The 13988-nt window shown below is 41.0% G+C and carries 11 protein-coding genes; 3 read left to right on the forward strand and 8 right to left on the reverse strand.

The genetic code is table 11. The annotated features are described in order from the left end of the window. Nucleotides 1-703: 703 nt before the first annotated feature. Nucleotides 704-826: a hypothetical protein gene (locus B9Y69_RS19385; protein ID WP_262507891.1), complete on the forward strand. Its 123-nt coding sequence runs from the start codon at nt 704-706 to the stop codon at nt 824-826. Between the two features lie 103 nt (nt 827-929). Here B9Y69_RS19385 and ccoS read toward each other — a convergent pair whose 3' ends face one another. The 7 genes from ccoS to ettA all read right to left on the reverse strand — a co-directional run bounded on the left by ccoS (nt 930) and on the right by ettA (nt 9596). Further along, entirely contained in the window at nt 930-1106 is a 177-nt protein-coding gene (gene ccoS / locus B9Y69_RS17115) for a cbb3-type cytochrome oxidase assembly protein CcoS (RefSeq protein ID WP_085474216.1), read from the reverse strand. 151 nt (nt 1107-1257) lie between these two features. Then, nucleotides 1258-3651, reverse strand: a complete 2394-nt coding sequence (locus B9Y69_RS17120; protein ID WP_085474217.1) for a heavy metal translocating P-type ATPase — start codon at nt 3649-3651, stop codon at nt 1258-1260. A 12-nt stretch (nt 3652-3663) separates the two neighbouring features. Continuing rightward, nucleotides 3664-5019 (reverse strand): oxygen-independent coproporphyrinogen III oxidase, encoded by a 1356-nt coding sequence (hemN, locus tag B9Y69_RS17125; RefSeq protein WP_085474218.1) that lies wholly within the window; start codon nt 5017-5019, stop codon nt 3664-3666. A gap of 60 nt (nt 5020-5079) precedes the next feature. Next, nucleotides 5080-5541: a Rossmann-fold NAD(P)-binding domain-containing protein gene (locus B9Y69_RS17130; RefSeq protein ID WP_085474219.1), complete on the reverse strand. Its 462-nt coding sequence runs from the start codon at nt 5539-5541 to the stop codon at nt 5080-5082. Between the two features lie 114 nt (nt 5542-5655). After that, nucleotides 5656-6714: a response regulator gene (locus B9Y69_RS17135; protein ID WP_085474220.1), complete on the reverse strand. Its 1059-nt coding sequence runs from the start codon at nt 6712-6714 to the stop codon at nt 5656-5658. Between the two features lie 11 nt (nt 6715-6725). Continuing rightward, on the reverse strand, nt 6726-7910 hold the full coding sequence (locus tag B9Y69_RS17140; RefSeq protein ID WP_085474221.1) for a PAS domain-containing sensor histidine kinase: 1185 nt from the start codon (nt 7908-7910) through the stop codon (nt 6726-6728). Between the two features lie 3 nt (nt 7911-7913). Then, nucleotides 7914-9596 (reverse strand): energy-dependent translational throttle protein EttA, encoded by a 1683-nt coding sequence (ettA, locus tag B9Y69_RS17145; protein WP_085474222.1) that lies wholly within the window; start codon nt 9594-9596, stop codon nt 7914-7916. Nucleotides 9597-9777: 181 nt separating this feature from the next. Here ettA and B9Y69_RS17150 point away from each other — a divergent pair, with 181 nt between their 5' ends. Further along, nucleotides 9778-12339 (forward strand): ATP-dependent Clp protease ATP-binding subunit, encoded by a 2562-nt coding sequence (locus tag B9Y69_RS17150; RefSeq protein ID WP_085474223.1) that lies wholly within the window; start codon nt 9778-9780, stop codon nt 12337-12339. A 190-nt stretch (nt 12340-12529) separates the two neighbouring features. Next, the gene (locus B9Y69_RS17155) at nt 12530-12940 is read left to right on the forward strand and encodes a hypothetical protein (RefSeq protein WP_134433582.1); all 411 of its coding nucleotides are present in this window, start codon (nt 12530-12532) and stop codon (nt 12938-12940) included. A gap of 68 nt (nt 12941-13008) precedes the next feature. On the opposite strand, the gene B9Y69_RS17160 is transcribed toward B9Y69_RS17155, so the two are convergent. Next, nucleotides 13009-13794, reverse strand: coding sequence for an META domain-containing protein (locus B9Y69_RS17160; protein ID WP_085474438.1), 786 nt, complete (start codon nt 13792-13794; stop codon nt 13009-13011). Nucleotides 13795-13988: the final 194 nt, after the last annotated feature.

The raw sequence follows: 13988 nt of genomic DNA on the forward strand, positions 1-13988 counted from the left end.
GTAATAATGGTTGTCGCGTCGTGCCTCCGCGCAGGGGCGACGCGGCACTCCTTGGCGTCTTTGCGAACCTGAGGTACGAAGCTGTGGCAATCTTACCAGCAACTAGTCTAATCTTTATGTGTGTTAGTTACAAACCTGCTTATCGCAGACTGCCTCATGTCAATGACACACCTCGCTAGTTCGATCGGACATAGTGCAGTGGCTTGAACCTCGGCTTTTTGATTTGGACACGAGCTACAAGCTCGCGCCAGCGAATTCGAAAACTCACCCGACAATCTATAAAACGACCAATTATAAACTAATCTCTATGAACTACCAACTAACTCTTCCGACAAACCACCAACCACAAACTAATCCCTATCAACGACCAACTATAATCTCTCCTCTATAAACTACCAATCATGACCTAACCTCTATCAACTATAATCTACCCTCTACAAACTACCACTCCCCCCCTCTCAACTACCAGCCAACTCTTCCGACACACCACCAACCAAAAATTAATCTCAATGAACTACCAACTACAATCTACCCTCTACAAACAACCAACCACAAACTAATATCTATCAACTACGAACTACAATCTACCCCGACAAACTTCCAAGTACTATCAAATACGTATCGACAAAATTTGGTTTGGAACAATATTTGTTGTATATTGGGTAATTAACAGAAAGGTATATATATGATAAAAAAAGAAAAGATGAAAAAAACAAACCTACAAAAGAACCCTTACATGTATTACATGACGAACTGGGGATTTATCGAGCAAGGCTCACAAAAAACGGACAAACAGTCCAAATCAGTAAAAAGAAGCGAAGATTAAGCTTCAAGTATTAGACGAAACAAAAAGAGGTGCTTTATTAAGATAAAGCATTTTGTTTTTTATAAGGGCATCACACAATTCGACCTCACACGAAAGAAAACAATTAACTCTTCTTTGTTTCTGCCCTTTCATCTGCCACAACTTCATCATCGAATAGGATACGTACAGATGGCGTATATGTATCATCATGTTGGCCAGTTCGGTTTGCCCAAAAGAAAGCTCCTAGAAAAATCAACGCGATCAATACGCTACAACCAATAAGAAAGAATATAATGTTCATATCAAATAATTTATTTTGCGTCTCGCGATTTTTTTGTGGTAACGAGATTATTCTTATCGTATAGGAGACTTAAAATTATGTCTCTTTCCTACAGCTTAATTCGTCAAACCCCACTCCACGGATTCACGCGCTTCTACTCCATTTAAACAAGTTACACTAATTTTCGCCTTTTAGCAAGCCATCTTGTGGACAAACTGGTAAACGAAATAATTGTTACCGTACTAATAGGCATCAAGATCGCCGCAAATAAAGGAGACATCGTTCCCTGCACGGCAAAACTCAAACCCACAACGTTATAGGTAAGCGATATCGCAAAGCTCAGGTGAATCACTTTCACCGCATCTTTTGCAAAAGCGAAAAATTTAGGCAGCTTCGCAAATGAATCCCCATCAAGAATCGCATCACAGCCTGGTGAAAAATTATTGATATCGTCCGATACCGCAATACCAAGATCTGCTTTACGTAAGGCTCCTGCATCATTCAACCCATCTCCCAACATACAGACTTGCTTTCCTTTATCTTGCCAAGCCTCAATTTCAAGAAGCTTCTCTCCAGGACTTTGGTTAAACAATAAACTAGACTCTTTCGGAAAGATCAGTTTTAGCGCATCCATTCTCCGTTCATTATCACCAGATATTAAATGCAAATCGTACCCCTCTTTCAAATCATTCACCACATCGACCAAACCTACTCGCCATGATTGTTCCAGCGTAAAGAAACCTTTTACTTCACCATCGATGGACACATAAACAACAGACCCATCCGCACTCCCCTGCTTCACGCCGACAAAAGATGCAGACCCTACCAAAATAGAGACTTCACCTACTTGCGCCCGCATACCTTGTCCCGCAATTTCCTCAAAAGAAGATAGTTCTTGGAAAGAGGATACATTCATCCATTTTACAATTTCACGACTGAGCGGATGTCCCGAATTACGACAAACAGACGCCACCGCTATTTTTTCAGCACCGGATAGCTGCCCTTCGAAAAACATAGAGGAGGATCTCGGTGACGATATCGTTCCTGTTTTATCAAAAACAATACAATCGATCGCTGCCATTTCTTCAATGGCAGCCGTATTTTTAATATAAAACTTATTGCGATCAAAAATACTCAGTGCTGCAGACAGTGTAAAAGGTGAACTCAGCGCTAATGCGCAAGGGCAAGCGATAATCAATACGGCCGTAAATGCTCCCCAGGCTTTCATAGAATCACCTCCCACAAGCCAAAACCCACAAGCCACCACCGCAATCGCGACTAAGCCTATTGTAAAATATTTACTGATAAACCCAATGAACGTATCAAACTGTTTTTCATACTGCTTAAAACTTTCATTGTTCCATAACTTGGTAAGGTAACTTTGAGAGACCGGTTTCACGACCTCCAATTCAATAGCCTCCCCAACCTGGCGACCTCCGGCATAGATCACCTCACCGAGTATTTTTTCCACCGCACGAGATTCGCCTGTTACAAAACTAAAATCTATCGATGCCTGTCCATTCAACAAGATAGAATCGGCAGGAATAATTTCATTGTTACGCACCAGAATACGATCTCCGACCTTTAGATCAGATAATTGCACCGGACGATCTACATTGTTTTCAATCCGTGTTACCGCAACCGGAAAATAAGAACGGTAATCCCGTTCGAAAGAGATGTGATAATAGGTACGCTGTTGCACCCACTTTCCGATAAGGATAAAGAAAACCAAACTACACAACGTGTCCGCGAACCCAGGCCCCGTCTTAGTTAGTACCTCAAAAGCGGTACGAATAAAAATAATAAAAATACCAAGCGCTAGAGGAACATCGAGGTTTAGCCGCTTTTGCTTCAGGCTCATCCATGCCGATTTAAAGTAATCGGAAGCACTGTAAAGTAAAGTCGGTACAGCAAAGGCTAAATTAAGATAACCGAACACACTAGCATATTGCTTTTCAAAATCCGCCATTCCAAAGTATTCTGGGAAACTCAGCATCATTGAATTACCAAAACAAAAACCAGCTACAGCAATCTTGGCAACCAACCCGTTTTGATTTACTTTTTTACCTTCTTTTACAACATCTTGCAGCGTTATTTTAGGCTCATAACCAATATGAATCAACAACTCAACTAAGCCCCGCAAGGATAGCTCATTATGTTTAAAAGTGATAGTCGCTTGCTTTTTCATAAAGTCGACCTGCGAGGTAACAACGGCAGGATTCAATTTATAAAGATGCTCCAAAAGCCATATGCAGGAACTACAATGAATTACAGGAATATAAAAGGTCATGACCGCAATATGGTCATCCTTAAAGTCAACTAACTTTGCTGCAATATTTGGTTCATCAAGATAAGAAACGTCAATCCCTTTCTTCTTTTGTGAACGTCCCGGATGCGTATTATACTTATAATAGTTTTGCATGTTACTATCATGCAAAACCTGATACACCGTTTGACATCCCAAACAACAAAAAGTATGTCCGTCTAATAAAAAGGGGGCTTCCTCAACTTTATCACCACAATGGAAGCACCCTTCTTCAACAACAGTATTTACAGTTTCGCTCATATATTGCAGGTATTAAATAGCCTGACTAAACAACTGCTCTCGTTCTTTAGAATGATGCAGTCTTTGGTCAAAGACCATACATATGTTTCTTAAAAATGATTTACCTACTTCGGTCACCTTAATAACTTGTTCATCGACCACCACTAAACCATCGTCTTCTAAAGACGTTAACCGATCTTTAATAATTGCATTTCCTTCAAATCCCGCTTGCAGTACCACCTTTCCTTTGCACATCATATCCAAAATATAGCGTCTCAATATCAAATCTTCATCATGCAAAAGGTGCCCTTTAAAAACAGGGAACTCCCCACTGTCCAATGCCTTATAATACTCCTCTACGGTTTTAACATTCTGTGCAAAAGCCGTCCAAGCATCACTAATCGACGATACACCAAGCCCAATCAAGACAGGCGTGTACCGATCGGCATACCCCATAAAGTTACGATGCAGCGTTTCATTACGAGAAGCTAAGAAAAGTTCGTCATTGGTCTTTGCAAAATGATCCATACCTACATCTCTATAACCCTTAGCTTCGATCATTTGTTTGCCTAACGTATAAAGAAATAACTTTGCCTCCCCCTGCGGAAGATCGTTCTCTGTAAAACGTCGTTGACCAGGTTTGATCCAGGGCACATGGGCGTAACTATAAAATGAAATTCGATCCGGCGACATGGCCAAAGCAAGGTCAATAGTTTGGGCTACCGTCGCTGCTGTTTGCAGCGGCAAACCATAGATAAGGTCAAAATTAATAGATGTATATCCAATATCGCGCGCTTCTTGCATCACACGCTCGACATCCGCGACACTTTGCTTTCGATTGATTATATACTGTACTTTCTCATCAAAGTCTTGAATTCCCAAACTCAAACGGCGAAAGCCAAGGTCAAACAGCACTTGAAGGTGTTCCTTGCTCGTATTCGCTGGGTGTGCCTCAAAAGAAAAGGACGCATTAGGTGTAATGGTTGCTCCTTGTAGCAAACCTTTCACCAACATCTCCAAATTTGTAGCCGTAAAAAAAGTAGGGGTTCCCCCTCCAAAATGAATTTCACTGATCACAATATCTGCTTCAAGCGCAGCCTTATACATCGTCCATTCCTTTAATACGTATTCGATGTAAGGGATTTCCACCTGATGATTTACCGTTATTCGTGTATTGCACCCACAATAGGTACATAAACTTTCACAAAAAGGAAGATGTACATACAAACTGATACCCTCTTCTTTATTTGCGTTGTAAGCAACCTGTAAGCGATCTATCCATTGTTTTGTTTCAAAACCCTGATTATCCCAAAAAGGAACGGTTGGATAACTAGTGTAACGAGGAGCCGCTACATTGTATTTTGCTATGAGATTATTATTTACAAGCATATTGATTTTATCTATTCATTGATCTAAACTGCACTCCGTATTCATCGATCTAACGATGTCTTACCGAGACGGTGAAGAGTCTTGTTTTCCTGTTGTATTTGATGTATTATCGGGCAGCGCACTACAATTGTTTACACAGCAGCACGCTTTTCCAACACATTTTCCACCTCCCCATAGATTCAAGTTACGGATCGTTTGCTCCGCAATACCTCTTGGCGTTTGATCTGCATGTGGTGTATTGGCCACTTGAATTTTTAAATCGTGCGCTTTATATAGGTCGATATGGGTTGTGGTCAATGATCGTGTTATAATTTTCCGAACACCAATTTTGTATAGTTCATCAATCACCAACGCGTCAAGCAGATCTTCTGCAGAGACGATAACCACCTCTTTGCCTTCCGCATAATGTATTGTATTAAGATTTAGCCCATTGGAAATCAATGTTAAATCATGAACCTTGCCGTTGGCTAGCGCCAACAGTTCCTTCTCATAATCTTTTATATTATAGGCTACCACTTTCATATAGCATGCATCGCTTTACTGTTTCTAACAAAAGTAGAACAGAAGCGCAGGTATTAGCATGCAGGCAATCAATAAATAAAATGATTTATATCACAAAGTGCCGGAAACCGGCACTTAGAATTTTATAGATTTTAGTTTGTTTATAGAGGCAATACGAATTGCATTCCCCTCTTTTGTAATCAGATGCTCATCTTTAAAGTCGGCCAACATACGACTTATGGTTTCATTGGCAGTTCCTGCCAACGCGGCTAAGTCATCGCGGGAGATACGTATCAAAGCTTCATCGCCATCTGGTGTTTCTACACTTTTTTCCGCAATATTAACCAGTGCGTTTGCAACTCGCTTGCGTACCGTATCATAAGCAAAGCCCAACATCTGGCCTTCTTTATCACGAATATTACCAGAAAGTAGTTGAATAAACTTCCGAACAATAACCGGTTTATCATACATCAAGTCGAAAAATTTCTCCTTTGGCACCAAGGCTACTTCACAATCTTCCAATGCGGTAACGTTGTCACTATACTTCTCATTGAGAAGGACAGCCTCATAACCAAAGAAATTGCTGTCGACATAGATATCAGTAGACAACTCACGACCATCTTGATAAAAGAGAAAGCTACGAGCCCGACCTTTTACCAAAAAATAAATGAAGACGGGTGTATCGCCAGACTCATAAATAGCTTGTTTCTTCTTAAAGTTCTTAACGCGTACATCCTTTACCAGGCCATGCAAAAGCACTTCCTGCTCTTCTTCTGTAAATTGAACTGGATTTTTAGGGCGGGCTTTAAGTGCCAACTTTTCTCTCTTGCGTAAACGACTTTCAATCGCATTGAGAAGTTCAATGTCGTCAAATGGCTTTGTCAAGTAATCGTCTGCTCCCATCTCCATGGCCTTACGTAAATCAGAACGCTCCGTCTTCGCCGTCAGAAATATAAAGGGAATATCTGCGGTCACCTCATTCTTCGTCAGCATATACAATACACCATAGCCGTCTAGCTCCGGCATCATGATATCACACAGGATTAAATCTGGCAAATGCTTCAATGCCATATCAACACCTTTTTTCCCATCCGGTGCTGTGAGCACAGTATAGTCGCCCGTTAACTCGAGAACTTCGGCCGTCCCCTCCCGAATCTCTAAATTATCTTCAATAATTAATATTGTTTTAGCCATAACGTTCTATACTATTGCCAAAAAATCATTTTAAAAATTGCACCTTCATTCATCGCCGACATATAGGTAAGCTCACCTTCCATCAACTCTACATAACGTCGTACAATATTAAGGCCTAATCCTGTTCCCGGAATACTTCCTGTATTGTGCGCACGAAAGAACGCTTCAAACAAGTTTTTTTGATCTTCTTCCGGAATACCGATTCCATTATCCTTCACACAGACAATACAAACATCGTCTTTAATCTCTGTCGTAAATTCAATAAACGTATCCTCACCCGAGTACTTTATCGCATTGGATATCAGATTAATGATACTACTTTTCACCAAATGCTCATCTAACGAAAAAATACCGACATCACCTGTGTGCTGGTAAACGATATGTTGATTCTTCTTGCAGATCATCTGCATCTCTTCTGTAATTTCTTCCGCTAGCTGAACGAGGTTGATCGGTCTTTTATTCACCACAACGCGCCCCGCTTCTAGTTTCTCTAACGACAGAAAATCATTGAGTATATCATTCAACAACTTAACAGATCCACGAATACGATTCGTATGCTTCACCACATTGGCGAAATCCGGCTTTTCGATATATTTCTCAATCAACGAAGCCGATAATTGTACCGAGCTCAAAGGCGTACGAAACTCATGCGAAGCCATGGATACAAATCGAGACTTCAACTGATTTAGTTCCTTTTCTTTTTCGAGAGATATACTCACATCCGCTTTCGCTTTCTCTAACGCACTAACTAGCTTAATAAGATCCTGCGTTCGTTCACGCACCTTTTCTTCCAGCTCTACCGCATGCTTACGCAGCTGATCCTCCGCTTCGCGCTCTTTCGTTAGATCGTGAATAAATCCCGTAAAAATATTTTTATTTTTATAAAAAACCTCACTAACCGCCAACCGAAACGGAAAAGTGGTACCGTCTTTCTTTTGCCCGTTCACTTCCCGACCGATACCTATAATCTTACGATGCCCTGTTTCCTGATAGTTGTGGATATATCCGTCATGACGACTGCGATCCGGCTCGGGCATTAACATCGAAATATTATTCCCTATAACCTCATCCGCCAAATAGCCAAACAGGGTTAGGGCGGCAGGATTAATGGACTCCACGAAACCACGATGGTCAATGGTAATAATCCCATCGATGGCATTATCAATAATTGCTTCCAGAAGTTTCGCGGATTCCATTTTCTATTTTACTAATTTTTTATACTTGATTCGCTTAGGCGCTACATCACCTAACCGCTTTTTACGATTTTCTTCATATTCGGTGTAATTCCCTTCAAAGAAATACACTTGCGAATCGCCTTCGAACGCCAAAATATGCGTACAGATACGGTCCAAGAACCATCTATCGTGGGAGATAACAACCGCACAACCACCAAAATTCTCCAATCCCTCTTCTAAAGCACGTAACGTATTCACGTCGATATCATTGGTCGGCTCATCCAACAACAATACGTTAGAGGACTTTTTCAATGTTATAGCCAAGTGGACACGATTCCGCTCACCACCAGATAATACACCAACTTTCTTCTGCTGATCGGCACCGTTAAAGTTAAATTTCGACACATAAGCACGTGAATTTAACGATTTATTGCCCAACATGATGTTGTCGTTTCCATCTGTAATATTCTCCCAAACAGATTTCTCCGGATCAAGGTCATCGTGGTTTTGATCCACATAACCAAGAACTACAGTTTCACCAACTTTAAACGTTCCCGCATCGGGTTGCTCCTGTCCGGTAATCAGGCGGAACAAAGTTGTTTTACCCGCTCCATTCGGGCCGATAATACCGACGATACCCGCTGGAGGCAATGAAAAACTTAAATCTTCAAATAAAATCCGATCGCCATACGCTTTCGAGATATTATTTGCCTCAATGACTACATTCCCCAAGCGAGGTCCTGGTGGAATAAACAATTCCAATTTCTCTTCGCGTTCTTTCGTTTCCTCTGAAGCTAACTTCTCATAGTTATGTAAACGCGCCTTAGATTTTGCATGACGCGCCTTTGGTGCCATGCGCACCCATTCCAACTCGCGTTCCAACGTTTTTTGACGCTTCGTCTCTTGCTTCTCCTCTTGCGACAAACGCTTTGCCTTCTGATCCAACCAAGAAGAATAATTCCCTTTCCAAGGAATACCTTCACCGCGATCAAGCTCTAGGATCCATCCCGCTACGTTATCTAAGAAGTAACGATCGTGGGTCACGGCAATGACCGTTCCTTTATATTGTTGCAAATGCAATTCCAACCAATCGATAGACTCCGCATCCAAGTGGTTGGTCGGCTCGTCCAATAATAAAACATCTGGTTCCTGCAGCAATAGACGACAAAGTGCCACTCTTCTACGCTCCCCTCCTGACAAATTGGCAATGACCGCATCTGGCTCCGGACAACGCAACGCATCCATGGCACGCTCTAATTTACTATCTAATTCCCATGCATTTGTAGCATCGATTTTATCTTGTAACTCACCTTGTCGAGCCAAGAGTTTATCCATTTCATCAGCATTTTCATACACCTCTGGAAGTCCAAATTTCTCATTGATTTCTTCGTACTCCTTAAGGATAGCGGTGATCTCAGCAACCCCCTCTTCTACCACCTCTTTAACCGTCTTTTCGAGGTCCAGCTCAGGTTCCTGCGCTAAATAACCGACAGAATAGCCCGGTGAGAAAACGACTTCACCTTGATAAGATTTATCAAGACCTGCGATAATTTTCAAAAGAGATGACTTTCCAGAACCGTTCAAACCGATTACACCGATCTTAGCTCCATAGAAAAAGGAAAGATATATATTTTTAAGAACCTGTTTTTGAGGCGGGTATATCTTGCTTACACCAGCCATCGAAAAGATTATTTTTTCGTCAGACATAGATTAAAATAAACTGATTTTTTGTGCAAAGATAGTCATTTTTACTCGTTAAAGACTGACATTTTGCTACTTTCCGGCCTATGGCTCAATTGTTGATAAATTATACACTGTAAAGACATAGGGTTTATAATATATTTTATACATTTATACATCCTATTATCAAAAAAGGAAAGGAAAATACATGGAAGCAAAATTTTCACCACGCGTAAAGGATGTAATCTCCTACAGCCGAGAAGAAGCACTGCGGCTTCGCCATGACTATATCGGCACAGAGCATCTTTTGCTCGGGTTGATTCGAGAAGGTGATGGTGTGGCGATAAAGATTTTGAAAAACATTGGCATAGATACGGGTGCAATCCGACAATCTATTGAAGACGCTGTAAAAGGTTCTTCAATGTCTCGTGCACCTATTGGCAACATGCCTTTGACCAAGCAAGCAGAAAAAGTACTAAAAATAACTTATCTCGAAGCAAAAATTTTCAAGAGCGATGTTATTGGCACCGAACACCTATTGTTAGCTATTTTGAGGGACGAAGAAAATATTGCTTCTCAAATATTACAACAATACAGTGTTACATACGATCTGTTTAAAAACGAGGTTGAGCAAAATAAAACGACTATTACGGATGAGGCATCAAGTTCTCCAACCGGAGACGATGATTTCCCGGAGGACGATCAACAGTTCACCGCTCCCAAAAAAGTGTCCGATATTAAGTCAAAGACACCGGTATTGGATAATTTTGGTCGCGACTTAACAAAGGCGGCAGAGGAAGGTAAACTAGACCCTATCGTAGGCCGTGAGAAAGAGATAGAGCGCGTATCGCAAATATTATCGCGTCGTAAAAAGAACAACCCTATCCTGATCGGGGAACCTGGTGTTGGTAAATCAGCAATCGCTGAAGGTTTAGCGTTACGTATCGTGCAGCGTAAAGTTTCACGTGTATTGTTCAACAAACGTGTCGTTACCCTTGATTTAGCATCGTTGGTAGCCGGAACAAAATACCGTGGACAGTTCGAAGAGCGCATGAAAGCGGTCATGAATGAGCTGGAAAAATCACCCGATGTGATCTTATTTATCGATGAGATCCACACCATCGTAGGTGCTGGTGGAGCTTCAGGCTCGCTTGATGCATCGAATATGTTCAAACCGGCTTTGGCTCGTGGAGAAATTCAATGTATCGGTGCCACAACATTAGACGAGTACCGTCAATATATTGAGAAAGATGGTGCATTAGATCGTCGTTTCCAAAAAGTTGTCGTTGAACCTGCTTCGCATGATGAGACCGTGGAGATATTGAATAGAATCAAGGATAAATACGAAGAACACCACAATGTTTCGTATACGCCAGAGGCGATTGAAGCTTGTGTGTCTTTGACTACACGTTATATCACCGACCGTTTCTTACCGGACAAGGCGATTGATGCGTTAGACGAAGCGGGATCACGTGTACACTTGAACAATATCCACGTACCGCAATCTATTCTTGATATTGAAGAAAAGATTGAAGAGGTTAAAGTAGAAAAAAACAAGGTTGTCCGTAGCCAAAAGTATGAGGAAGCAGCAAAGCTTCGTGATACCGAGAAGAAGCTCCTAGAGCAACTGGAAAAGGAAAAGGCAGCCTGGGAAACGGAAACCAAATCAAAACGTTACACGGTAACGGAAGATAGTGTTGCTGAAGTGGTAGCGATGATGACAGGTATTCCTGTACAGCGCGTCAGTCAGTCAGATAGTCAAAAACTATTGAAGATGGGCGAATCCATGAAAGGCCGTATTATTGGTCAGGATGATGCCGTTCAGAAATTGGTTAAAGCGATTCAACGTACACGTGCAGGATTGAAGGATCCGAAAAAGCCAATAGGTTCATTCGTATTCTTAGGACCTACAGGTGTCGGTAAAACAGAACTTGCTAAAGAGTTAGCTCGTTTTATGTTTGATTCCGAGGATGCCTTGATTCAGATCGACATGAGTGAATACATGGAGAAATTTGCCGTATCACGTTTAGTAGGTGCGCCTCCGGGATATGTAGGTTACGAAGAAGGTGGACAGTTAACGGAGAAAGTACGTCGTAAACCGTACGCCGTTGTCTTACTGGATGAAATCGAGAAAGCACACCCTGATGTCTTCAACTTGTTGTTACAAGTTCTAGATGAAGGACAACTTACAGATAGCCTTGGTAGAAAAGTTGATTTCCGGAACACGATCATCATCATGACTTCGAATATCGGAGCGCGTCAGCTCAAAGAATTTGGACAAGGTGTTGGTTTCACTACGGCAGCCAAAGCGAATCAAGCCGATACACACTCTCGCGGTGTGATTGAAACGGCTTTGAAGCGTGCTTTTGCTCCTGAGTTCTTGAACCGTATCGATGATGTTATCGTATTCAACTCGTTGACTAAAGAAAATATCTTCAAAATTATCGATATTGAACTTAAGTCTTTATTCGGTCGTATCGAAAGTTTAGGCTACCAGATTACGTTAACAGAAAAAGCAAAAGACTATATCGCTGAAAAAGGATATGATAGTAATTTTGGTGCTCGTCCGTTGAAACGTGCAATTCAGAAATACTTGGAAGATCCTATTGCAGAAGAAATTCTGAAAGGCGAAGTAAAGGCTGGTTCTGAACTTCGTATTGACTACAACAGCGAGAAAGAAGAAATCGTTGTAGAAGCAATACATCCGGAAGTGAATGACAAGTCTATCGAGTCGGATGTAACGGAGTCTGACGATAAAGAAAAGGAATAGTCGAAAGACAGTTTTAAGTTAAAAAATAAGCCATAAAAGGGTGTTGTTTTACAAAACGCTCTTTTATGGCTTATTTTTTGTAGGAGAGATTAAACGATTAACATTTTTTAACGTCCTATTGAAATATAGAGCGGATTTTTAATAAAAATTGAAGTACAAAAAAATTGATAAAACCTTAAACACGATAGCGATGAAAAAAATTCTATTAGCCTTATTAATTGGTACAGCTACATTGGGAACATTGAGCAGCTGTACAAAGGAGTATTATGAAATGGTGCCAAGTATCTCCGTAATTTACACACGTGAAGCAAAAGACTGGAATACGAAGGACCCTCAAAGCGCTTACCTTGATTTAAATGTTCCAGAGCTTACAAATTATTATGTAAAACAAGGTGTCGTTAATATAGCCATAAGCTTTGATGGTGAAAAAACATACAATGCACTTCCTGCTACGATCGATGGAATATCGTATAACTATGATTACGCGACGCAGTCTGTAAGAATCTATGCGCAAGATCCGATTTTTGATGGCTTTCCTGTAGATGTACCTGCTAAAGCGGTTTTTAAGATTTCTCTTACCGACGCTGATTGGGTTCAATAAAAAAGCATATTAATAAAAAAACCGGATTGGTATTACCAATCCGGTTTTTTTTATTGGGAGTTCCCTATTTACTTTTTCTTAAAACGCATCACCGCAATATCTCCCATCACGAGATTCAACGTATTACCGCTCACACCAAATGATGTCACCTTCTCTAAAGTCTGGAAAAACAAAGGCTCTCCCTGCCCTTCGCAAGCCATCTTTGTACCCGCTACCGGGCCAAATTTAATGGAAGCACCACTGATATCGACTTGAGATGTAAAGTTATTACAACTACCGTTTCCCTTAACACGCTTCTCACCTGCTTCAAAAATCAAGGTTGGTTTTTTACCTGGGTACAAACCATCGAAAGCGATACGTGGTCCTGAAATATAATCCAACTCCCATGTTCCCGTTAGGCTTGCTGATTGATCTTCCATAAGTTTAAATTTTGCTATTGGCGCCATTTTAGCTTTACTAAATGACAAAATATTTCCGCTTACTGCATAATTATCGGCCGTTTCAAACAACCTTCCTAAGCCTTGTTCGGCGCTCATATCCGGACAGGCCATCATCGTTGACATCCCACGCGTAAATTTCACACGATTGCCGGCCGCCAATGTATACTCGCCCCCCATACCATTACATCCACCACTCGCTTCATAGCGCCCTCCTGAAGCATTAAGCTCCAAGTAAGGTGTCTTACCATTGATCGTCGCCGGAACAGCCTTGCCATTCAGTTCAATAAGTTGCCATTTTTTGCCAACAATATTCACCTGATCCTTACCTGGAGCCGGTACCGTAGGTTTGTTTGTTGCACAACCAGCAGACAATAAAACCATTGCTACCAGAGCGCCAAAATTCATTTTTCTCATAAGAAATAATATTAATTTATACAGTACAATATACAACAATGTTACATACAAAGCAATAACACCGATAGAATTCAATTGTTTCAATTCAATAAAAAAATAAAATCTATTAAGTTAGTATATTTACAAAAACCATGGGGTTTTGATTCGTTTTCCGTATGTTTGCGGTGTAATTAAGAATTATTCTAAAAAAGAAT

It is taken from the genome of Sphingobacterium psychroaquaticum, assembly GCF_900177625.1.
In the GTDB taxonomy this organism is placed as follows: domain Bacteria; phylum Bacteroidota; class Bacteroidia; order Sphingobacteriales; family Sphingobacteriaceae; genus Sphingobacterium; species Sphingobacterium psychroaquaticum.